Annotated in this window: 19 protein-coding genes; 6 read left to right on the top strand and 13 right to left on the bottom strand. The window is 71.4% G+C overall.

Annotated features, from left to right (window positions below):
- The first annotated feature begins 281 nt into the window (after nt 1-281).
- From AB1046_RS01925 to AB1046_RS01915, 3 genes are all read left to right on the top strand, one after another.
- Nucleotides 282-1,661, top strand: coding sequence for a family 43 glycosylhydrolase (locus AB1046_RS01925; RefSeq protein WP_369372100.1), 1,380 nt, complete (start codon nt 282-284; stop codon nt 1,659-1,661).
- Nucleotides 1,662-1,735: 74 nt separating this feature from the next.
- A complete protein-coding gene (locus AB1046_RS01920) occupies nt 1,736-2,518 on the top strand; it encodes an LLM class F420-dependent oxidoreductase (RefSeq protein ID WP_369372099.1) in 783 nt (260 codons plus the stop codon).
- Between the two features lie 62 nt (nt 2,519-2,580).
- Complete coding sequence (locus tag AB1046_RS01915) at nt 2,581-3,339, top strand: methyltransferase domain-containing protein (protein ID WP_369372098.1); 759 nt, start codon at nt 2,581-2,583, stop codon at nt 3,337-3,339.
- Between the two features lie 31 nt (nt 3,340-3,370).
- Here AB1046_RS01915 and AB1046_RS01910 read toward each other — a convergent pair whose 3' ends face one another.
- From AB1046_RS01910 to infC, 9 genes are all read right to left on the bottom strand, one after another.
- The gene (locus tag AB1046_RS01910) at nt 3,371-5,203 is read right to left on the bottom strand and encodes a glycoside hydrolase family 15 protein (RefSeq protein WP_369372097.1); all 1,833 of its coding nucleotides are present in this window, start codon (nt 5,201-5,203) and stop codon (nt 3,371-3,373) included.
- Nucleotides 5,204-5,308: 105 nt separating this feature from the next.
- On the bottom strand, nt 5,309-6,148 hold the full coding sequence (locus tag AB1046_RS01905) for an SDR family NAD(P)-dependent oxidoreductase (RefSeq protein WP_369372096.1): 840 nt from the start codon (nt 6,146-6,148) through the stop codon (nt 5,309-5,311).
- Nucleotides 6,141-8,726, bottom strand: coding sequence for a phenylalanine--tRNA ligase subunit beta (gene pheT, locus AB1046_RS01900; RefSeq protein WP_369372095.1), 2,586 nt, complete (start codon nt 8,724-8,726; stop codon nt 6,141-6,143). The genes AB1046_RS01905 and pheT overlap by 8 nt, the downstream gene beginning before the upstream one ends.
- Nucleotide 8,727: 1 nt before the next feature.
- Nucleotides 8,728-9,795 (bottom strand): phenylalanine--tRNA ligase subunit alpha, encoded by a 1,068-nt coding sequence (gene pheS, locus AB1046_RS01895; RefSeq protein WP_369372094.1) that lies wholly within the window; start codon nt 9,793-9,795, stop codon nt 8,728-8,730.
- 470 nt (nt 9,796-10,265) lie between these two features.
- The gene (gene thpR / locus AB1046_RS01890) at nt 10,266-10,862 is read right to left on the bottom strand and encodes an RNA 2',3'-cyclic phosphodiesterase (protein ID WP_369372093.1); all 597 of its coding nucleotides are present in this window, start codon (nt 10,860-10,862) and stop codon (nt 10,266-10,268) included.
- 89 nt (nt 10,863-10,951) lie between these two features.
- Nucleotides 10,952-11,821: a TrmH family RNA methyltransferase gene (locus AB1046_RS01885; RefSeq protein ID WP_369372092.1), complete on the bottom strand. Its 870-nt coding sequence runs from the start codon at nt 11,819-11,821 to the stop codon at nt 10,952-10,954.
- Between the two features lie 29 nt (nt 11,822-11,850).
- Nucleotides 11,851-12,234 (bottom strand): 50S ribosomal protein L20, encoded by a 384-nt coding sequence (gene rplT, locus AB1046_RS01880; RefSeq protein WP_274994336.1) that lies wholly within the window; start codon nt 12,232-12,234, stop codon nt 11,851-11,853.
- A 68-nt stretch (nt 12,235-12,302) separates the two neighbouring features.
- Entirely contained in the window at nt 12,303-12,497 is a 195-nt protein-coding gene (gene rpmI, locus AB1046_RS01875) for a 50S ribosomal protein L35 (RefSeq protein ID WP_369372091.1), read from the bottom strand.
- 103 nt (nt 12,498-12,600) lie between these two features.
- A complete protein-coding gene (gene infC / locus AB1046_RS01870) occupies nt 12,601-13,725 on the bottom strand; it encodes a translation initiation factor IF-3 (RefSeq protein ID WP_369375548.1) in 1,125 nt (374 codons plus the stop codon).
- A gap of 296 nt (nt 13,726-14,021) precedes the next feature.
- On the opposite strand from infC, the gene AB1046_RS01865 reads away from it, so the two are divergent.
- The 3 genes from AB1046_RS01865 (at nt 14,022) to AB1046_RS01855 (ending at nt 17,161) form a co-directional block, all read left to right on the top strand.
- Nucleotides 14,022-14,474 (top strand): Fur family transcriptional regulator, encoded by a 453-nt coding sequence (locus tag AB1046_RS01865; protein WP_369372090.1) that lies wholly within the window; start codon nt 14,022-14,024, stop codon nt 14,472-14,474.
- An 86-nt stretch (nt 14,475-14,560) separates the two neighbouring features.
- A complete protein-coding gene (locus AB1046_RS01860; protein WP_369372089.1) occupies nt 14,561-16,009 on the top strand; it encodes a catalase in 1,449 nt (482 codons plus the stop codon).
- 201 nt (nt 16,010-16,210) lie between these two features.
- Complete coding sequence (locus AB1046_RS01855) at nt 16,211-17,161, top strand: glycosyl hydrolase family 18 protein (protein WP_369372088.1); 951 nt, start codon at nt 16,211-16,213, stop codon at nt 17,159-17,161.
- A 23-nt stretch (nt 17,162-17,184) separates the two neighbouring features.
- Here AB1046_RS01855 and AB1046_RS01850 read toward each other — a convergent pair whose 3' ends face one another.
- The 4 genes from AB1046_RS01850 to AB1046_RS01835 all read right to left on the bottom strand — a co-directional run bounded on the left by AB1046_RS01850 (nt 17,185) and on the right by AB1046_RS01835 (nt 22,537).
- Nucleotides 17,185-18,903: a dipeptide ABC transporter ATP-binding protein gene (locus tag AB1046_RS01850; protein WP_369372087.1), complete on the bottom strand. Its 1,719-nt coding sequence runs from the start codon at nt 18,901-18,903 to the stop codon at nt 17,185-17,187.
- Between the two features lie 90 nt (nt 18,904-18,993).
- On the bottom strand, nt 18,994-19,839 hold the full coding sequence (locus AB1046_RS01845; protein WP_369372086.1) for an ABC transporter permease: 846 nt from the start codon (nt 19,837-19,839) through the stop codon (nt 18,994-18,996).
- Nucleotides 19,836-20,825, bottom strand: coding sequence for an ABC transporter permease (locus tag AB1046_RS01840; protein WP_369372085.1), 990 nt, complete (start codon nt 20,823-20,825; stop codon nt 19,836-19,838). The genes AB1046_RS01845 and AB1046_RS01840 overlap by 4 nt, the downstream gene beginning before the upstream one ends.
- Nucleotides 20,826-20,869: 44 nt before the next feature.
- Nucleotides 20,870-22,537 carry an ABC transporter substrate-binding protein gene (locus AB1046_RS01835; protein ID WP_369372083.1) on the bottom strand — a complete coding sequence of 556 codons (1,668 nt, stop codon included), beginning with the start codon at nt 22,535-22,537 and terminating at the stop codon, nt 20,870-20,872.

The following is a 22,537-nucleotide window of genomic DNA, read 5'->3' as shown; positions in this document are numbered from 1 at the left end:
GAGCCTGCTGACTTCGGTCGCTTGCCGTGAGATCGGTCGGTTAATTGACCGATCTCACGGCAAGCGACCGAAGTCGCGAGAGGGCCGGTGCAACCGACCGATCTCGCGGCGCCCGTGGACGTTCGGCCGGTCTAACGTTGGATCCGATCGGGACCGGGCGGCAACGCTCAGCATCTGCATCTTTACAGGGAGTGGCGCGCTCGGGACAATTCAGGCGTTCGTCCATCCTAGCTCGGAGGTTCAACGTGGTACTTCCTCGCTTCTCCCCACTGGTTTTCGGCGTGGCAGCGGTCGCCCTGGCGCTCGGGGGCCTCACGACCGGACCCGCGGCCGCCGCGCCGTGGAGCACCGCCGCGCCGTCGAGCACCGCCACGCCGTCGGACAACGCACCTGCGGGCGGCGACGTCTCCGTCCAGGCGACCGTGGCGCCCAGCCTCGTGCTCGACCGCGACTTTCCCGACCCCGACGTCGCCAAGTTCGGGAACACCTACTACGCGTACGCGACGAACGAGGGCAAGAACCTGCCCTGGGCCACCGCGCCCGACCCGGACGGGCCGTGGACGTACCAGGCCACCGACGCCCTGCCGAGCCTCGGCGCGTGGGCGAGGACCGGACGCACCTGGGCGCCCGACGTCTCCCGACGTTCCGACGGCCGCTACCTGCTCTACTACACGGCCTGGCACACGGCGTCCGGGCGGCAGTGCATCGGCGCCGCCCTGTCCAACTCCCCCGGCGGCCCGTTCGCCCCGGTCGGCAGCGAGCCGCTCGTGTGCCCGCTGGCGGCAGGCGGCGCCATCGACGCGTCCAGCTTCGTGGACACCGACGGCACCCGGTACCTGGTCTGGAAGAACGACGGCAACGCCATCGGCGCCACCACCTGGATCCACGTGCAGCGCGTGGCCGCCGACGGCATCACGTTCCAGGGCGGCGCCACCCAGGTGCTGCGCAACGACCGGGCCGACGAGGCGGGCATCATCGAGGCGCCCGTCATCACCAAGGTCGGCAGCCAGTACGTCCTGTTCTACTCGGCCGGCCCGTACACGACCGACCAGTACGGCACGAACTACGCGGTGGCCAGCTCGATCACCGGCCCGTACACCAAGGCGTTCCGCTTCCTCATGACCACCGAGTCGCTCGACGGCGCCGTGAACGGGCCGGGTGGCGCCGACGTGCTGCGCGACGCCGGGGGCGACAAGCTCGTCTTCCACGGGCACCGGGCCGCGGGCGATCGCGGCATGTACGTCGCCGACCTCGGCTGGGCCAACGGGTATCCGGTGGTACGCGGCAGCCGGGTCCGGTACGAGGCCGAGCGCGGCACGCTGACCAGCTGCTCGGTGCGCGAGAATGCGAACGGGGCGTCGGACGGCAGGGTCGTCGCGTACATCGACCACGCCGACAGCTCGGTCGAGATCGGCTCCGTCTACGTGCCCACGAGCGGCAGCTACTCGCTGCACGTCGGCTTCGCCAACGGGTCCGCCGGGCCGGCGTCGCACACGGTCACGGTGAACGGGACGGCGGCCGGGACCATCAGCTATCCCGTCACCGGCTGGGACAGCTGGCGGCAGGCCACCAGGGACGTCACCCTCCGGGCCGGCTGGAACACGATCCGGCTGGGCAAGGGGACGGCGTTCGCGGAGCTCGACTACATCGAGGTGGCTTGACCAAGGGCGCACCGGCCCGAGCGCGCCGCGACCAGAGGTACGCGGCGCGCTCCGGTGCGTCCTAGGCTGCGAGCATGACCGATCGACCAGTCCGGATAGCCGTCCAGCTCCACCAGCAGCACGCCGAGTACGGCCAGATTCGCGACGCCGTGCTGCGTTGCGAGGACGCCGGCGTCGATATCGTCTTCAACTGGGACCACTTCTTCCCGCTCAACGGGGACCCTGACGGCAAGCACTTCGAGTGCTGGACCATGCTCGGCGCCTGGGCCGAGCAGACCGAACGGGTCGAGATCGGCGCACTGGTCACGGGTGCGGGATACCGCAACCCGGACCTGCTGGCCGACATGGCGCGCACCGTGGACCACATCTCGGGCGGACGCCTGATCCTCGGCCTCGGTGCCGGCTGGAAGGAGCGGGACTACACCGAGTTCGGCTACGAATTCGGCACCGCCGGCTCCCGGATCGCCACCTTCGGCGAGGCGCTGCCGCGGATCCGCGCCCGGCTCGCGGCGGGCAACCCGGCGCCGACCCGCGACATCCCGATCCTGATCGGCGGTGGCGGCGAGAAGAAGACGCTGCGCCTCGTGGCGGAGCACGCCGACATCTGGCACTCGTTCTCCGACGCGCAGGTCCTGGTCCGCAAGTCCGGGATCCTCGACGAGCACGGGGCCGCCGTCGGCCGCGACACCAAGACCCTGGTCGAGCGCTCGACCGAGGTGCGGCACGGCTCACCCGCCGAGCTCGCCGAGCCGCTGGTGGCCGCGGGCGCCACACTCTTCACGCTCGGCCTCGACGTGCCCGACCTCGACCTGTCCCTCACCAAGGACTGGGTCGCCTGGCGGGACGCGCAGGCCTGAGCGCTGTCCTCTCGCGCAGTGAGGTATCTTGATATCAAGATACTCGATGACGAGGAGTTGTGATGGCCGACTGGAACCCCGGCGCATACCTGCAGTACACCGACGAGCGGTCGCGGCCGTTCACTGAGCTCGTCGCCCGGGTGCCCGGGTCGCCCGCGACCGTCGTTGATCTGGGCTGCGGCCCGGGCCACCTCACCGCCGTGCTCCGCGCGCGCTGGCCCGAGGCCCGGGTGACGGGGGTGGACGCATCCCCCGCGATGATCGAGCGGGCGCGCGCGGCCGACCCGGCCACCGACTACGTGCTGGCCGACCTCAGCACCGACGACCACACCGCCGACCTCGTGATCAGCAACGCCGCGCTCCAGTGGGTGCCCGGGCACCGCGAGCTCCTGACGACGCTCGCGGACCGGGCCGCGCAGACCTTCGCGTTCCAGGTGCCGGGCAACCATGACGCGCCGTCGCACAGGCTGCTGCGGGAGGTCGCTGCCCGCCCGCCGTACGCCGACGTCGTCGGGCCGGTCGAACCACGAGCCACCGCCGACCCCGCCGAGTACCTGGACCTCCTGGCCCGCCCGGGCTGGACGGTCGACACCTGGGAGACCACCTACACGCACGTGCTGCAGGGGCCAGACCCGGTGCTGCGCTGGATCTCGGCGACCGGCGCGCAGCCCACGCTCCAGACGCTGGAGGCCAAGGACCCGGCGTTGCGCGCCCAGTTCGAGGAGGAGTTCGGCGCCGCCCTGCGGGCGGCCTACCCGGAGCGCGCCCACGGCACAGCCCTGGCGTTCCGCCGGGTGTTCGCGGTGGCCTCCCGGGTCTGACGGCGGTAACGGGTTCGACAACCGCGGCGGGTCAGCCCTGCGCCACGCGGGCCTGCAGCCCGGCGATCTTGGCGGAGGTGCTGTCCGCGCGGCCGAGGCGCAGCGCGCTGTTGACCAGGCCCAGGTGGCTGAAGGCCTGCGGTGTATTGCCGACGTGCGCTCCGGTGGTCACGTCGTACTCCTCGCTGAGCAGGCCGAGGTCGTTGCGCAGCGAGAGCAGCCGTTCGAACAGGGCGACGGCCTCCTCGCGGCGTCCGATGCCGTGCAGTGCGTCGACGAGCCAGAAGTTGCACACCAGGAACGTCGACTCGTCGCCCGACAGGCCGTCGACCTGATCGTCGGCGTCGTTGAGGTAGCGCCGTAGGAGCCCGTCCTCGCCGAGCTCGCGCTGCACGGCCTCCACGGTGCCGACGACCCGGGGGTCGTCCCAGGGCAGAAAGCCGACCTGTCCGATCAGCAGCAGGGCGGCATCCAGCCCGTCCGAGCCGTAGAACTGCGTGAACGTGTTCCGCTCGGCGTCGAACCCGTTCCTGAGGACGTCGGCGTGGATGCGGTCGCGCGTGGCCCGCCATCGTTCGACGGGTTCGTCCTGCAGCCCCTGCTCCTCGACGGCGCGCACCATACGGTCGAACCCCGCCCAGGCCAGGACACGCGAGTGCACAAAGGCACGCCGCGGGCCGCGCATCTCCCAGAGCCCGTTGTCAAGATCGTCCCAGTGCTCCTCGAGGTACTTCAACAGCGCCTTCTGCAGGTGCCACGCCTCCGGGTCGGTCTCCAGGCCGGCCTCACGCGCCAGGTGCAGGGCGTCGAGCGTCTCACCCCACACGTCGATCTGGAGCTGGCCGGCGGCGGCGTTCCCGATCCGGACCGGTGCCGAGCCCTCGAACCCGGGCAGCCAGTCGATCGTGTACTCCGGCAGGCGCCGGCGCCCGTCGAGCCCGTACATGATCTGCAGGTCCGCCGGGTCGCCGGCCACGGCGCGCAGGAGCCACGCCCGCCACGCGCGTGCCTCGTCGATGAAGCCGGTCCCGACCAGGGCCTGGAGCGTGAACGCGGCGTCGCGCAGCCAGCAGAACCGGTAGTCCCAGTTGCGGGTGCCGCCGATCTCCTCGGGGAGCGACGTCGTGGCGGCGGCCATGATGGCCCCGGTCGGTGCGTAGGTCAGCGCCTTCAGCGTGATCAGGGACCTGTGCACGGCGTCGGCCCATGGGCCGGTGTAGGTGGACCCGGCGATCCAGGAGTGCCAGAACGTCTCGGTGTCCCGCAGCGCCACCTCCGCCTCGACGGGCCTCTTCGCGGCCAGGTGGGACGCGTGGTAGGTGAGGACGAACGGCACCCGGTCGCCCGGGCCCACGGTGAACTGGGCGCGGTGGACGAAGCCGTCGGCCACGTCGCCGGGGGTCAGGTCGACCGCCGCGTCGATACGGACGGCGTCTGGGCCCGCCACGGCCAGCAGGGCGCCGTCGTCCCGGGTGACCCAGGGCACGACGTTCCCGTAGTCGAACCGGATCCGTAGCTCGGTGGTCATCGGGACCTGCCCGCTGATCCCCTCGACGATGCGGACCAGGTCGGCCTGCTCGCTGCGCGGCGGCATCAGGTCGATCACCCGGACCCGGCCCTCCGGCAGGTCCCACTCCGTCTCCAGGATCAGGGTGCCGTCGCGGTAGCGGCGGCTGGTGCACTCACCACCCGCGGCCGGGCCGAGGCGCCATGACCCGTGCCCCTCGTCCCCGAGCAGCGCGGCAAAGCACGCCGGGGAGTCGAAGCGCGGCAGGCACATCCAGTCGACGGAGCCGTCGCGTCCGACGAGCGCCGCAGTCTGGAGGTCTCCGACCATTCCGTAGTCTTCGATTCGGCGCGTCATCGCCCCCAGAGTAGGTTCGGCGCGCCGCCGCTACCAGCGACACGACGCGCCGGGCTCTGGCGACTTCGGTCGCTGGGCAGGGCAAACGAGCCCCCGGCCGCGGTGTCAGCGCTTGGTGAGGGCGTCGGTCAGCGGGTCGTCGCTTCCCGCGGGCAGCACACGCAGCCGCCGGGCTGTCCGCCGCGATCCCTCGGCTGCAACCTGCGCGGCCCGCTCCCGGAGCGATTCCGGGGTGTCGTGCGTGACGCGCAGGAACCAGCCCGAGCACGCGTCGAGCTCGCCGGCCGCTATCGCGCCCACGACGTCGGTCACCCGCTCGACCGGGGTCCATTCCGTGCGGTCCGCGTGCAACGTCATGCCCGTCGACATGTCGGTCTTCACGACCCCCGGCGCCAGCTCGAAGACCCGGATCCCGTGCGCAAAGCCGTCGTCGTGCAGGTTGGCGCCCATCCGCACCAGGGCGGTCTTGCTCGCGTTGTACGCCGAGCTGCCGCCACGCATCTCGTGCGAGCTCGCGCCCGAGGCCAGGTCGACGATCCGGCCGCCGCCGCGCGCGATCATGCCCGGCACCGTGTACCGGCTGAACAGGAACGGGGCGCGCACGTTGGTCTCGAAGACCGACCACCACTCGTCGGGGTCGGCCTCCCACAGCGGGTGCTCCGACTCGAGGGCACCCGCGTTGTTGACCAGCAGGTCGATCGACCCGAGGGTCTCCTCGGCCTGCCCGACGGCGGCGTGCACCGCCGCCGGGTCGGTAACGTCCGCGGTCAGCACGACCGCCGTCACGCCCTCAGCCCGGACCTCCGTGGCCACGGCCTCGAGCCGCGTCGCGTCGCGCGCGAGCAGGGCTACGTCCAGCCCTGCCCGCGCGAGACCCAGCGCTATCTCCCGGCCGATGCCGCGCGAGGCACCCGTGACGAGTGCCGTCCGGGCGGCCTCAACCACGAAGGACCGCTCCGACCCGTTCCGCCGCCGACTCCACGACGGCGTCGCGCACCGCGCGGACCTCCTTCGCGGACAGCGTCCGGTCCGCAGCGCGCAGTCGGAGCGAGTACGCGAGCGACTTCTTGCCCGCGCCCACCTGCTCCCCGGTGAAGACGTCGAACAGCGACGCGTCCTCGAGCAGCTCGCCGGCACCCGCCACGATCGCCGAGCGCACCGCCTCGGCGGGCACCTCGGCGTCGACCACAAACGCGAAGTCCTCCTTGGCGGCGGGGAACGCCGACACAGGAGCACCCGCGACGGGCTCGCCCGACGCCGCACGCACCAGCACGGTCAGGTCCACCTCGAACGCCGCCGCACGAACGGGGAGCCCTAGTGCCTCGACGACCTTGGGGTGCAGCTCGCCGGCGTGGCCGACGACCGTCCCGTCCGCGAGCTCCAGGCGCGCGCACCGGCCCGGGTGCCACGGCATCCGGTCGGTGTCCGGGACCACTACGACGTCGGCACCCGCACGCTCCGCCACCAGACGTGCGGCCGCGAGGGCGTCCGCCCAGCCGGCGGACCGACCGGTCCCCCACCAGCCGGCGAGCTCGCGCTTGCCCGTCAGCACACCGGCGACCCGGCGCGGCTGGTCCGGGACCGCTGCCGCGAGCGCCGCGAGCTGCTCCTCGGTGGGCCGCACGCCGCCGGGCAGCGCGGGCGCGGCGGGAGCGTCCGCGGCCGGGACCGTGACGAGGCCGATCTCGTACACGGCGAGGTCGGTCAGCCCGCGGGACACGTTGCGCCGCACGGTGTCCAGCAGCGTGACGAGCAGGTTGGTCCGCAGCAGCGGCTTGTCGTCGGCCATCGGGTTGACGAGCCTGAGCGAGACGCGGCGCGGGTCGTCGTCGGGCAGGCCGAGGGCGTCGTAGTCGGCGGTACCGACGAACGGGTAGCTGAGCGTCTCGACGAAGCCCGCCTCCGCGAGCGCGCGGGCGACCGAGCGGCGGGTGCGCTGCTCGGTCGTGAGCCCGCGACCGCCGGGGGCGGACGGGAGCACCGACGGGATCTGGTCGTAGCCCTGGATGCGCACGACCTCCTCGACCAGGTCGGCGGGCTCGGTGAGGTCGGGCCGCCAGGACGGCGGGGTGACGGTGAAGGTCTCGACCGCCGCGGCGTCGTCGGTCGCCAGGGGGCCGTCGACCACCGTGCAGCCGATCTCCTCGAGCGTGCTGCGCACCTGCTCCGGGGTGTACGGGACGCCCGCGAGCCGGGTGGGCTCGGTGACCTTGAGCGTGATCGGCCGCTGGGGAGTCGTCTCGGCGGTGTGGTCGAGGTCGCTCACCGCGGGGTCGGCCGTACCGCCGCCCAGCTCGACCAGGAGGTCCACGACGCGCTGCGCCGCGACCGGGGCCAGGAGCGGGTCGACGCCGCGCTCGAACCGCTTGGCGGCCTCGCTCGAGAGCTTGTGCCGGCGGGCCGTGCGGGCGACGGTGATCTGGTCGAAGTGCGCCGCCTCGACGAGCACGTCCGTCGTGGAGTCGCTCACCTCGGACGACGCTCCGCCCATCACGCCGGCAAGGCCGAGCACCCGGCTGGACTCGCCGGCCGGCGAGTCCGTGATCAGCAGGTCCTCGGTGTCCAGGGCACGGTCGGCGTCGTCCAGCGTGGTGAGGCGCTCGCCGGCGGCGGCGCGGCGGACCACTATCGGGGCCGACACCTTGGCGAGGTCATAGGCGTGCAGCGGCTGCCCGAGGTCGAGCATCACGTAGTTCGTGATGTCGACGGCCAGGGAGATGGACCGCATGCCGGATCCCTCGAGCCGGTGCTTCATCCACGCGGGGGTGGGCGCGGACGGGTCGATGCCGCGCACGACGCGCGTGACGAACCGGTCGCAGCCCACCACGCCGTTGATCGGCGCGTCGTCCTGCACCCGCACGTCGAAGCCGTCCGCGGTCGCCGCGGGCTCGCTGCCCGTGGGCAGGCCGTGGTCGGTGAACTTGGCCCCCGTGGAGTGGGCGTACTCGCGCGCCACGCCGCGGTAGCTGAAGGCGTACCCGCGGTCCGGGGTCACGTTGATCTCCAGGACCTCGTCACCGAGGCCGAGGAGCGCTATCGCGTCCTGGCCGGGCGTGAGGTCCTCGGCCGCGAACCCGTGCCGCGTCAGCACCAGGATGCCGTCGTGGTCCTCGCCGATCCCGAGCTCGCGAACCGAGCAGATCATGCCGTCCGAGACGTGACCGTAGGTCTTGCGGGCGGCGATCGGGAACGGGCCGGGCAGCACCGTGCCGGGCAGCGAGACCGCCACGTAGTCGCCCACACCGAAGTTGTGCGCGCCGCAGACGATGCCGCGTGCGCCGTCCTCGTCGTTGTGCTCGGGCCCGACGTCGACCCGGCACCAGTTGATCGTCTTACCGTTCTTCTGCGGCTCGGGCGTCATCTCGAGCACGCGGCCGACCACGAGGGGGCCGGTCACGGCGGCCCCGTGGATCGCCTCTTCCTCCAGGCCGACCTTCACGAGGTCGGCCGCGAGCTGCTCGGCGGTCAGGTCCGCGGGCAGCTCGACGTGGTCCGCGAGCCAGTCCTTCACGATGAGGGGCACTTCAGATCTCCGTCCCGAACTGGGTGGAGAAGCGCACGTCGCCCTCCACAATGTCGTGCATGTCCGCGATCGAGTGGCGCAGCATGAGCGTGCGCTCGATGCCCATGCCGAACGCGAAACCCGTGTACTCGTCCGGATCGACTCCCGCGGCACGCAGCACGTTCGGGTTGACCATGCCGCAGCCACCCCACTCGATCCAGCCGGCGCCGCCCTTCTTCTGCGGGAACCACAGGTCCATCTCGGCGGACGGCTCAGTGAACGGGAAGAACGCCGGGCGCAGGCGCGTCCTGGCCTCCGGGCCGAACATCGCCCGCGCGAACGCGTCCAGCGTGCCCACGAGGTGCGCCATGGTCAGGCCCTTGTCGACCGCCAGCCCTTCGACCTGGTGGAACACCGGCGTGTGGGTCTGGTCGAGCGCGTCCGTGCGGAACGTCCGGCCGGGGCACGCGATGTACAGCGGCACACCGCGCTCCAGCAGCGAGCGAGCCTGCACCGGGGAGGTGTGGGTGCGCAGCACGAGGTTGGACTCGCCGCCGTCGTTCCCCGCGACGTAGAACGTGTCCTGCATCTGGCGGGCCGGGTGGTCCGGGCCGAAGTTCAGCGCGTCGAAGTTGAACCACTCGGCCTCGACCTCAGGCCCCTCGGCGATCTCCCAGCCGAGGCCCACGAAGAAGTCGGCGATGCGCTCCTGGACCAGCTCGATCGGGTGGCGTGCACCCGCCGTCGTCCGCTGGACCGGGAGGGTGACGTCCACCGACTCCTGGGCCAGCACGTGCGCGTCGCGCTCCGCCTCGAGCTCGGTCTGCCGCGCGGCGATCGCCTGGTTGAGGCGGCCACGGCGCGGGCCCACGAGCTTGCCGGCCTTCGCCTTGTCCGGGCCGGGCAGTGCGCCGATCCCCCGGTTGGCGAGGGCGAGCGCGCTGCGGTCCCCCGTGTGCTGGGTGCGGACCGTCTTCAGCGCGTCGAGATCGCCGGCGTTGGCGATGTCGTCGAGGGCGGCCTTGACCGCGGCGTCGAGTGCCGCCTCGTCGAGCGGATCGATGGGTGCCTTCTCATCGGGCGTGGACATGCTTGCCTTCCTGGCGGATTCGGGAGCCGACCCGGTCCCCTGCCTGGGAACCTGTGCCGGCAAATGAAGTCTAGGTGCCCGCCAGGGCTCAGGACGCGTTGTCCACAGGGCAGCTCAGTGCCCGCGCGCAGCGCTCGCCGCACAGCCCATGGCGGGCTGCGTAAATCGGCGGGTCAGCGGCTGCATGCCGTCATCATTCCATGCAGTGGCGAGCCGGGCAAAGTCGTTTCCCCTGGTCGGGCACGGCGCGCTTGGCACACTTTTTATGCGTGTCGGTGGGCAGTACTAATGTGCAACACATGTTCGAAGCAAGGTGTGCGAGTGAGCGGAACGCGTTGGCCGGTACCTCCCGGCCTCTTCCCTGGCGCGCCCGTCCCACTCCGCATCCGAGGCGTCGGACAGCCATGTCTCCGCGGCCGGGACGCCCTGGTCCCGGCCGTGGGGACGGCGCTCAGGTGGGTACAGGCCGATCAGCCCTGCAGGCCCCAGGTCTCCACGATCTCGTACCGGGAACCGCCCTGCGGCCCCTCCCCCGGGTAGGACTCCACGAGCGCGAACGAGTCCGCCGTCCAGTCCGGCCCGGCGTACACGGACAACGCCTGGGCCGCGGGCTCCAGCGCCGACCGCGGCTCGCCGCCGGCGCGCTTGCCCCAGCGGTCCCGGCCGCGCGGCGGCTTCACCTGCCCGGCGCGCGCCCGTGCCACGGTGACGTGGGCCCGGTGCGGTTTGACGTCGTCGGGCACCTCGCGGGGCGAGGCCGCCAGACAGTCGGTGGCCAGGCCCTTCAGCGCGTCTGTCCCGCCGTCGACGCCGATCCACAGCACCCGAGCGCCGAACGATCCGGCGCCACGCAGCCGCAGGTCGATGGGTCCGTGCTTGCGTGCGACGTCGGACAGGTCGTCGCGCAGCTCGGGGATCGTCCCCTCGGGGAGGTCCGCGTAGAACGCGAGGGTGATGTGCAGGCTCTCCCGGGGGACCCACCGTGGAGAGGCCGGTACGCCATCGAGCGCGAGCCCGAGATGGTCAAGGACACTCTGAGGCGGGAAGACCGCCGTGAACAACCGCACCCGGTGATCCTAGGCGAGCGGCTCATCCGGACGGGAGCTGATTTCGTCGACGGTCTGCGCGGGGGCGCCCGGGTCGATCGCTTGTGGTCTCAGCGCTGGGCGCGGCTGCTCGCGTAGAGGCAGACCGTCGCCGCCGTCGCCAGGTTGAGCGACTCCGCCTTGCCCCGGATGGGCACCCGCACCACGGCGTCGGCCAGGGCACGGTCCTCCTCGGGCAGGCCCCAGGCCTCGTTGCCGAACACCCAGGCCGTCGGCCCGGCGAGATCCGGGGCGGTGCCGCTCCCGGCCTCGTCAAGGAGGTCGTCCAGGTCGAGCGGGCCCGTGCCGTCGGCCGCGAGGACGTGGCAGCCCGCCGCGCGCAGCTCCGTCAGCGCGGCGGACAGCGACACCCCGGAGACCACGGGCAGGTGGAACAGCGACCCGGCGGTGGAGCGCACCACCTTGGGGTTGTGTACCTCCACGCTCTCGCCCGCGAGGACCACGACGTCCGCGCCCGCCGCGTCGGCGGCACGGATCACGGTGCCGGCGTTTCCGGGGTCGCGAACGCTGGCGAGCACGGCGACGAGCAGCGGCCGGCCTGCCCGTTCCGGGTCTCGCGCGTCCAGCGCGTCGCGCAGCGAAGGCGCGGCGGTCCGCACGACGGCGAGCAAGCCCTGGGCGTCCGAGCTCATCGCGTCGAGCACCTCGGGGGCGCCGATGTGCAGGTACACGCCGGCCCGGCGGGCGTCGTCGACGATCTCCGTATACCGGGCGGCGGCCGCGGGCGTCAGGTACACGTCGCGGATCGATGCCGCCGCGTACCGCACGGCCTCCCGCACGCCCTGCGGGCCCTCCACGAGGTACAGCCCGTGCCGCGAGCGCGCCGAACGCCCGGACAGTGCCCGTACCTGCTTGACGCGGTCGGCTCGCGGGTTCGCGAGCGTCACATCAAGCGGTGCCTGGGCCTCCGAAGAGTGCACTGTCCGGGCGTCCGGTGAACTGCTCAACCTCAGGCAGCGGCCGGGGCGTTGACGTCCGCCGGCAGCGCGTCCTTGGCGACCTGGACGAGGGCGTTGAACGCCGCCACGTCGTTGACCGCGAGCTCAGCGAGCATGCGGCGGTCGACCTCGATACCAGCGGCCTTGAGGCCCTGGATGAGGCGGTTGTAGGTCAGACCCTGCGCGCGGGATGCAGCGTTGATGCGCTGGATCCACAGCTTGCGGAAGTCACCCTTGCGGGCCTTCCGGTCGCGGTAGGCGTAGACGAGGGAGTGAGTAACCTGCTCCTTCGCCTTGCGGTAGAGACGCGAACGCTGGCCGCGGTAACCGGCGGCGCGTTCGAGGGTTGTACGGCGCTTCTTCTGGGCATTTACTGCCCGCTTCACGCGTGCCACGTGAGACTCCTTGTACTTCGGGGCTGGAAGGGAACCAGGCGGCGCCAGTCAGGCGCACGCCGCAGAGGTCACTTGCCGAGCAGCTTCTTGACCTTCTTGACGTCGGACGGTGCAACGACCTGGTCCATAGACAGACGACGCGTACGGCGGCTGGACTTGTGCTCGAGGTAGTGGCGAGCGTTGGTCTGCTCGCGCATGACCTTGCCGCTACCCGTGATCCGGAACCGCTTCTTGGAGCCGGAATGCGTCTTGTTCTTCGGCATGACTGCCGTCTCTCCTCATGTCGGTCGACTGCTGCTGGAGCGGTCGACGTTGTACCTGGGCCGGTAGACCGACCTGGTGTCGTAGTGGTCTTGGACCGTTGCCTCAGCCGGCCTTGCGCGGCGCCCGCGGCTTGGGAGCCACAGGCTTCGGCACTGGCTTGGGGGCCGGCACGGGCTTGGGAGCCGCCTTCGCGGCAGGCTTCGCTGCCGGCTTCGAGGCAGCCTTGGCCGCAGGCTTGCTGGCGGGCTTGCTCGCGGCCTTCGGGGCCGGAGCGGGCGTCTCGACGACGGGCTCGGGTGCAACCTCAGCGGCAGGCTCCGGCTCGACGACGGGCTCAGGTGCGGCCTCGGCGACAGGCTCGGGCTCGACGACGGGCTCGGGCGTTACCTCAGCGGCAGGCTCCCGCTCGACGACCGGCTCCGGCTCCGCGACGGGCTCCGGAACCGAGGTCTCGGCGGGCTCTTCGACCGAGGTCTCGGCCGCGTCGTCCACCTGGTCCTCGAACAGTTCCGAGTCGTCGAGGAGGTCTGCGTCCTCGGGCTCGTCAGCCGCACGCGCACGCGCCTTGGCCTCCGACTTGGTCATCCGACCGGCGTTGACCTCGTCAGCACGCTTGCGCTGCTCGACCTTCGCGTCGGCCTTCTTCTTGACCGGTCCGAGAACCATGGTCATGTTGCGGCCGTCCTGCTTCGGCATCGACTCGACGAAGCCGAGCTCGGTGACGTCCTCCGCCAGGCGCTCCAGCAGGCGGCGACCCATCTCCGGGCGCGACTGCTCGCGGCCACGGAACATGATCATGACCTTGACCTTGTCGCCGGCCGAGAGGAAGCGGACCACGTGGCCCTTCTTGGTCTCGTAGTCGTGCGGGTCGATCTTCAGGCGGAACCGGATCTCCTTGAGAACCGTGTTCGCCTGGTTGCGCCGTGCTTCGCGCGCCTTCATGTCGGACTCGTACTTGAACTTGCCGAAGTCCATGAGCTTGGTGACAGGCGGGCGCGCGTCCGGCGCGACCTCGACGAGGTCGAGGTCAGCGTCCTGGGCGAGCTTCAGGGCGACCGCCGTGGCAACCACGCCGACCTGCTCCCCGCCAGGACCGATGAGTCGGACCTCGGGGACACGGATCCGGTCGTTGATGCGAGGCTCGGTGATGGTGATGCTCCTAAGAAGTCGTTGATTGACCACCAGGAACAGGAAATGGCTCCCGCCCTGAACACAGGCGAAAGCCATCACGAGGAAAGGGTAAGGAGGCTTGTCGACAACCAAGCCAACACTCCGTACCCGACCAAGGACCCGGCCTCTGTCGGCACCTTGCGGCGCTCGGTCGTGACTCGGGTGGGATGGAATCCACTTTGTGCACCCGGCTCACACCGGGTCGGTCGTGTTCCAACGATAGCAGCATGACGACGCCGCACGCCAGGCGGCCCGGTGTGAGGTCGGCCGCCCCAGCGGCCCGCAACCTCGCGCGGACCGTCCCAGAAACCGTGAACTGGAATCATTCCAGTTTAGGTACTAGGGTCGGTTGCATGACGTCGACCGCCCCCGCTGCCACGACGCCGGAGGACCTCCTCCGCGGCGCCGGCCTGCGCGTGACCGCCGCCCGCGTCGCGGCGCTGCACGCGGTGGGCGAGAACCAGCATGCCACCGCGGACGACGTCCTGAGCTCGGTGCGCGCAGAGCTCGGCACGGTGTCCGTCCAGGCGGTCTACGACGTCCTGCACGCGTTGGCCGACGCCGGGCTCCTGCGACGCATCGAGCCTGCCGGCCACCCCGCGCGCTACGAGCGGCGCACCGGCGACAACCACCATCACGTCGTGTGCCGCGCCTGCGGCGTCATCGGCGACGTGGACTGCACGGTGGGCCACGCCCCGTGCCTCACCCCGAGCGACGACGCGGGCTTCGTGATCGAGACCGCCGAGGTCACGTACTGGGGCCTGTGCCCCGCCTGTCGCGCGTCAGGCTCCGCCGCGCCGCTCTGAGCCGCACCGCACCGACCACAGACTTTTCGACCCACGCTGGACCCCGCAACAGACCCCCGCAAGCAGCAAAGGAAGGTACGTCTGAGATGACTACTCCCTACACCACCACGCAGACCGGCACGCCGGTCGTCAGCGATGCGCACTCGCTGACCGTGGGCGCCGACGGCGCCACCGTCCTGCACGACCGGTACCTGGTCGAGAAGCTTGCGCAGTTCAACCGCGAGCGCATCCCGGAGCGGATCGTGCACGCGAAGGGCGGCGGCGCGTTCGGCGAGTGGCAGATCACCGGTGACGTGTCGCAGTACACGCGGGCCGCGGCCTTCCAGCCCGGCGCCACGGGCGAGGTGGCCCTGCGCTTCTCGTCCGTCGCGGGCGAGATGGGCTCCCCCGACACGTGGCGCGACGTGCGCGGCTTCGCTCTGCGCTTCTACACGACCGAGGGCAACCTCGACATCGTCGGCAACAACACTCCGGTGTTCTTCATCCGCGACGCGATCAAGTTCCCGGACTTCATCCACTCGCAGAAGCGCCTGCCCTGGTCGGGTCTGCGCGACGCCGACATGCAGTGGGACTTCTGGACCCTGTCGCCCGAGTCGGCCCACCAGGTCACCTACCTGATGGGTGACCGCGGTCTGCCGGCCTCGTGGCGTGAGCTGAACGGCTACGGCTCGCACACCTACCTGTGGACCAACGCCGCGGGCGAGAAGTTCTGGGTCAAGTACCACTTCATCTCCCGCCAGGGCATGAAGTTCCTGAACAACGACGAGGCGGCGGCGATCGCCGGTGCGGACGCGGACCACTACCGCCGCGACCTGTACGACGCGATCGAGCGCGGCGACCACCCCACCTGGGACATCAAGGTCCAGGTCATGCCGTACGACGACGCGAAGACGTACCGCTTCAACCCGTTCGACCTGACCAAGGTCTGGCCGCACGCGGACTACCCGCTGATCCACTTCGGCCACTTCACGCTGAACCGGAACCCGAAGAACCACTTCGCGGAGATCGAGCAGCTCGCGCTGTCGCCGGCCAACCAGGTGCCGGGCACCGACATCTCGCCCGACAAGATGCTGATGGCCCGCGTGTTCTCCTACCCGGACGCGCAGCGCTACCGCGTGGGCACCAACTACCAGTCGGTCCCCGTGAACCAGCCGCACGCCGCGCCGGTGCACAACTACTCGCAGGACGGCTCGCAGCGGCACCACTTCAACGAGGTGGGCACGCCGAACTACGCGCCGAACTCGTTCGGGGGCCCCGTCGCCGACCCGGCCCGCGGCCAGGACGGCTCCTGGGCGTCGGACGGTGAGCTGGTCCGTGCCGCGGCCACGCTGCACAGCGAGGACAGCGACTTCGGCCAGCCGGGCACGCTCTACCGCGAGGTCTACGACGACGACACCAAGGCCCGCCTGCTGGAGACCCTGACCGGTCAGGGCCAGGCGATCACCGTCGACGACATCCGTGAGCGCTTCTTCCAGTACTGGGGAGCCGTCGACGAGGAGCTGGGCGCCAAGCTCCGCGCGGCCGTAGCGGCCTGATCCACCTGATCCACCGAAGGCCGGGTCCCCCTAGCGGGGACCCGGCCTTCGCCGTCCCAGGCAGGGGCATGAGGGATTTCCGCATGTTCGGGGGCGGTTCTTGCCCGACGACGAGGGCACCCGGTACCGTCCCCGGTGTGCTCTAAAGCGCTTTAGCGCGGACGGCGCCACGACACCGCATCGAGAACAAGGGAGTCACCGATGTCCCGCTCGCTCACCCGACTCGGCGCCGCGCTCACGGCCGGCCTGCTGGCACTGGCGGCGGCGGCCGGCCCTGCCGCCTCAGCGTCCGAGCAAGCCCCGCTGGCGACCGCCAACGCCGACCACCGGGTCATCGCCTTCTATCAGACGATCTACGAGACCGGCTCCGACGGCGTACGCCGCTACGTCGACCCGAAGCCGCTGCTGGGCTCGGTCACCGACGTCAACGTCGGCGCGATCCACCTGAACTCGGACGCGTCCCTGACGGTCAACGACATCCCGGCCAGCCACAGCGAGCTCGGCGTCATGTGGGACGACCTGGAGACCATGCAGAACCAGGGGGTGACGGTGAGCGCGTTCGTCGGCGGCGCCGCCCAGGGCACCTACCGCTACCTGCGCGAGGACTTCAACCGGTTCTACCCGGTGCTGCGGGACTTCCTGCGCACCTACGGGTTGGACGGCGTGGACCTCGACATCGAGGAGACGTTCTCGCTGGCGGACACGATCCACCTGGTGAACACGCTGCGCGCCGACTTCGGCCCGGACTTCGTCATCACGCTGACGCCGGTCGCCACCGACATGGCGGGACGGAGCAGCTTCTCCGGCGGCTTCTCCTACGCGGAGCTGGAGCGCCAGGCCGGCAGCCAGATCGACTGGTACAACACCCAGTTCTACTGCGGCTGGGGCAGCCTGGCGAACACCACCGTGTACAACCAGATCCTGGCCAACGGGTTCACCCCGGGCCGCGTGGTTGCGGGCACCGTCACCAACCCCGCCAACTGCAGCGGCTACGTGAGCTGGTCCACCTTCGACTCCACCGTCGGCTCGCTGGTGGCCGCCCACCCCGACTTCGGCGGTGTGTTCGGCTGGGAGTACTTCAACTCCGTCGGCTACAACGGCGGCGGCCGAGCGAGCTGGTTCGCGCACGTCGCCGACGTCGTCGGCTCCTGACCCTTGCCGTCGGTTCCTGACCTTCAGGAGCCGACGGCGACCCCCGCGGCCGGGACGCCCGGCCGCGGGATCGACTCCAGCAGGCGTCGGGTGTACTCCTGCTCCGGCCGGGCGAAGATCTGCTCGACGGGGCCCGCCTCCACGACCTGGCCCCGGTGCAGCACCGACACGGTGTCCGCGAGCTGGCGCACCAGGGCCAGGTCGTGCGAGACGAAGACGTAGGTCAGGCCCAGATCGGCCTGCAGGCGGACCAGCGCCTCCACGAGGTCGGCCTGCACGCTCACGTCGAGGGCGGACGTCGGCTCGTCGAGCACCAGCACGTCAGGGCGCAGCACGAGGGCGCGGGCGATCGCCACGCGTTGCCGCTGCCCGCCGGACAGCGCCGCGGGACGCCGGGACAGCAGGTGCTCGGCCAGGCCGACGGCGGCAACCGCCTCCCGCACCCGGCCGGCGCGCTCGGCCCGGTCGCCGATCCGGTACCGGTCGAGCGGCTCGCGCACCAGCCGCTCGACGCGCCAGGTCGGGTCGAGCGACGTGAACGGGTTCTGGTAGACGAGCTGCAGGTGTCGGCGCACGGTGCGCAGCTCGGAGGCCGAACGGCCGTGGACCGGCTCGCCGGCCACCAGGACCTCGCCGTCGTCAGCCTGGTCGAGACCGAGCAGGAGGCGCACCGCCGTCGTCTTGCCCGAGCCCGACTGCCCCACCAGCGCGTGCGTGGTGCCCGGCGCGACGGCGAAGGAGACGTCGTCGAGCGCGGTCAGCCGGCGGCCCTCGACGGTGAACGACCTGGTGACGCCACGCAGCTCGACCTTTGGCGCGGCGTCCGGGGCGGCGGCCGTCGCGTCCGGAGTCGCGTCCGGGTCCGTGTCCGGGGCAGCGGTCGATAGCGCCCGTCCGTCTCGTAGCGCGCGGTAGCGGTCCGGGTTCAGCGCAGGCACGTCGGCCTGGAGCTCGCGCGCGTAGGTGGAACGGGGCGCGGTGAACACCTCCGCCGTCGGCCCGGCCTCCTGGATCGCGCCGTCCCGCAGGACGACCAGCGAGTCGGCGCGCTCGGCGGCGATCGCCAGGTCGTGGGTGATGAGCAGGAGGCTGATGCCGAGGTCGGCCCGCAGCTCGGAGAGCAGGTCGAGGATCCGCTTCTGGATGGTGACGTCGAGGGCGGACGTCGGCTCGTCGGCGACCAGCAGCGCGGGCCGCGGCAGCACCGCGAGCCCGATGAGGACGCGCTGGAGCATGCCGCCGGAGAGCTGGTGCGGGTAGGAGTCGTACACGCGCCGCGGGTCGTCGAGGCCCACCTGCGCGAACGTGTCGAGGATCAGCGACCGGCGGGCTCCGGCGTCGCGCTCGCCGGTCAGCGCCGCGGCCTCGTGCGCCTGGGCGCCGATGGTGCGCACCGCATTGAGGGAGCTGCCCGGGTCCTGGGGCACAAACCCGAGAGACCGGCCGCGCAGCGGCCGGAACTGCCGCTCGGGCAGCGCGAGGACGTCGCGCCCCTCGAACTCGACCCGCCCGCGAGCCGCGCCGCCGTCGGGCAGCAGACGCAGGACCGAGCGGGCGATCGTGGACTTGCCGGAGCCGGACTCGCCGATCAGGGCGAGGCTCTCGCCCCGCCCGAGCGCGAAGGACACGTCGGACACGACCTCGGTGCGGCCGTAGGCGACCGACAGGCCCTCGACGCGCAGCAGGGCGGGCGAAGCGGGGGCGACGACGCCCGTCGCGGGCGCGGCGGCGGTCAGGGTCATGGTGGCGCTCCCTCGGTGGTGGATCGGGCGGACGGCGGGGCTACATGCGGGCCGCCGGCGGGTCGGCGGCCGGAGAGTCGGCGGAAAAGGTCAGTCGGTCCGGCGCAGCCAGCGGCTGACCCGGTTCACGGACAGCACGGTCGCCACGACGACCAGGGCGGGCGCGTAGACGAGCCACGGCGCCGTCGGGTAGTCCTTGCCCGAGGAGACGAGCAGGCCCCAGTCCGACGCCGGTGGCGGGTCGCCGTAACCGAGGAACGCGAGGCCCGCGATCACGAGGATCGACAGGCCGAACTGCAGCACGGCCAGCGCGAGCAGCGAGCGCGACGCGTTGGGCAGCACGTGCCGCAGCAGGACGTGCGTGCGCGAGCCGCCCTGCAGCACGGAGGCCTCGACGAACACGGCGCCGCGGGTCTTGATGACCTCGGCGCGCATCACCCGGGCGAACACGGCGACGGCGGAGACGCCCGTCGCGATGGCGGCGTTGACCGTCTGGAAGCCGAGCGAGCTGACGATGACCACCGCGAGCAGGAAGCTCGGGATCGCGAGCAGCACGTCGACGAACCGGGCCAGCACGATGTCCGCCCAGCCGCCGGCGGACCCGGCGACCAGCCCGATCGCGCCCCCGACCACAACGCCGATCGTCACGGCCACGAGCGCGCTCGCCACCGACGAGGCGGTGCCGTGCACCACCCGGGAGTACACGTCCCGGCCCAGGTGGTCGGTGCCGAACCAGTGCGCGGCGCTCGGCCCCAGGAGCTTGTCGGCCGGGACGCCGCCCGCCGGGTCCTGGCTCGCGAAGACCCCCGGCAGGAGCGACCAGAGCACCACGACCAGCAGCACGGCGAACGAGATCAGCACGGTGGGCGGGATGCGGCCGGACCAGGTCCGGACCGCCCCGGCCCGCCACGAGCCGACGACTGTCGTGGCAGTCATGATGCGCTCCTCTCCAGGGCGGGCCTGCCCTCGGGTGCCGGCTCCGGCCGCACCCGCGGGTCGAGCAGCGGGTAGAGAAGATCGGCGAGCAGGTTGACGACGACAAAGACGACGGCCGCCAGCGAGACGACCGCCTGCAGCACCGGCAGGTCCTGCGTCGAGACGGACCGCTGCACCAGGCTGCCGACCCCGGTGCGGCCGAAGATCGTCTCGATGATCAGCGCGCCGCCCAGCAGCTCCCCCACCGTCAGGGCGACCACGGTCACCACCGGCAGGGACGACGGTTTGAGCAGGTGCTTCGCGAACAGCCGAGCCTGCCCGAGCCCGCGCGACCGGGCCACTGCCGCGTACTCCTGCCGCGACTCGTGGTCGAGGCCCGTGATGAGCACCTCCGCCACCTGCGCGGATACCGGGATACCCAGGGCGACGGCGGCGAAGAACGTGGCCCACGCGCTGTCCGGGTCGATCACGCTGAAGAGCCCGAGCTGGAACGCGAAGACCTGGATGAGCAGCAGGCCCACCACGAAGGCGGGCACCGACAGGAACAGCGACGGCAGCGCCCGCAGCAGGCCCTGCCCGTACCGGCGCGGCAGGTTCTGGGTGGCGTAGGCGATGCCGAAGGCCAGGATCAGCGCGACCGCCAGCGCGGACGCCGCGAGCGCCAGCGTCGAGGGCACCACCTCGGCGACCAGGCGCGCCACGGGCAGGTTCGAGCGCAGCGAGACGCCGAGGTCGCCGACGAGGAAGTGGGTCAGCGACTGCCAGAGCTGGACCACCACGGGCTGGTCGAGGCCGTAGTAGGCGACGATCCGGGCGATCTCCTCCTCCGTGAACCCGTTCTCCGGGTTGCGGAGCGTGTTGGTCACCGGGTCGCCGGGCAGGACGCTGATGACCACGAACGTGAACACGTACGCCAGCAGCACCACGGCCGCGGCCTGGGCCAGGCGCCGGCCGGCGTACCTGAGATAGCTCGTGCTGCGCCGCACCGTGTTCAACCCCACCGCGTTCGACCCCACTGCGCTCAGCCCCCTCAGCCCTCGAGCCAGGCCGTGTAGTAGCTGGCGTAGGCGACGCCGTTGTAGGTGACGTCGTGGAGCTGCGGGTTCTGCACGTAGATGCGCTGCACGATCTGCGTGATGGGCGCGAAGTAGGCCTGGTCGAGCAGGTGCTCCTGCAGCTCGTCGACCGCCTCGGCGCGTGCATCGAGGTCGGTGGCCTGGGCCACGGCGTCGCGCAGGTCGTTGGTCACCGGGTCGCTCTCGCCCAGCCCGAACCAGTCCTCGCCGTTGTTGGCGTCGGTGAGGATGCTCGCCACGGTGCCGACGTCGATGAAGCTGCGGGTGACCTCGTAGTTGGACAGGGACGTGTTGTCCGTGACGCGCTCGCCGAACGTCACGACGTCGTAGGCCTGGATGTCGACGACGAAACCGAGCTCGCCGAGCTGCTGGGCCACGAGCTCGTCGATCGCCTCGGAGGTGGCCAGGTACGGGTTGGGGTAGAGCGTGAGCGCGAGCTGTTCGCCGTCCCTGGTGCGGATGCCGTCGGCGCCCTCGACCCAGCCCGCGTCGTCGAGCAGCGACGCGGCCAGCTCGGGGTCGTAGGCGAAGGAGTCGGAGTGGTCGGTCGCCTCGGGGACGTTGCTCTGGATGAGCCCCTCGGCGGCGGACCAGTCCTCGGTGTAGACGGTTCTGAGGATCTCGTCGCGGTTGATGCCGTGCTGGAACGCCTGCCGGACCAGGGTGTCGTCGAACGGCGCGACCTGCGTGTTGAGCCGGTAGCCGTTGACGAAGCCGAGGTAGCGCGGCACGGCGACGACAAAGCCCTCGTCCTTGAACGAGCTGAGCTCCTGCGGCGTCGCGTTGTAGGCGACGTCGGCCTGGCCGGAGCGGACGGCGCCCGTGCGGGTCGAGGACTCGGCGACGAGCTTGTACGTGATCGAGTCGAGGTACGCCGGGCCGGTGTGGCCCACGGCCTCCGGCCCCCAGTCGTAGTCCGCGCGCTTGGTCAGGACGACGTTGTCGCCCTCCTGCCAGGACTCGACTACGAAGGGGCCTGAGCCGATGTCGTTGGACAGGTCGGCCTGTTCCTCGGCCGGCAGGGCGAGCGTCTCCGGCGAGATGAGGATCGACCCGTGGTAACCGAGGGTCGGCACAAAACCGAGGGTCGGGGCGTCGAAGTACACCTCGACGGTGGTCTCGTCGATCGCCTCGGCGTGGTCGTACGTCTTGGGGAACAGGCCGATGGGGCTGATCCCGGCGTCCGGGTCGCCAAAGGCCCAGTTGTCGAGGTTCGCGACCACTGCCGCGGCGTCCAGCGGGCTGCCGTCCGAGAACGTCACGCCGTCCTTGAGGTGGAGCGTGAACTGCGTGGCGTCGTCGTTCTGCTCCCAGCTCTCGGCGATCCAGGGGCTGACCTCGCCCTGCTCGTCGACGTAGACGAGCTTGTCGGCGACGTGGCCCCAGATGTGGCCCTGGAAGCTTGAGATCGCGCTGTTGTTGGGGATCCAGGTGTCGCCGAGCGAGTCGATGAGGAACACGATGTCGCCGCCGTCCTGCGGCTCGCCCGTGCCGTCGCCCGACGACGCAGGGCTACCGGCCGCGCAGGCGGCCAGCAGCGTGACGGTGGCGAGGGCGCCGACGGCGGCCTGGGTCGCACGGCGCGAACGCCCGGCCCAGCGGCCGGCTCGCGTTGTGGTCAT

Origin of the sequence: Promicromonospora sp. Populi (genome assembly GCF_041081105.1) — a bacterium.
Taxonomy (GTDB): domain Bacteria; phylum Actinomycetota; class Actinomycetes; order Actinomycetales; family Cellulomonadaceae; genus Promicromonospora.
Note: the sequence above shows the minus strand (reverse complement) of the source record. Positions and strands in the feature narration are given on the sequence as shown.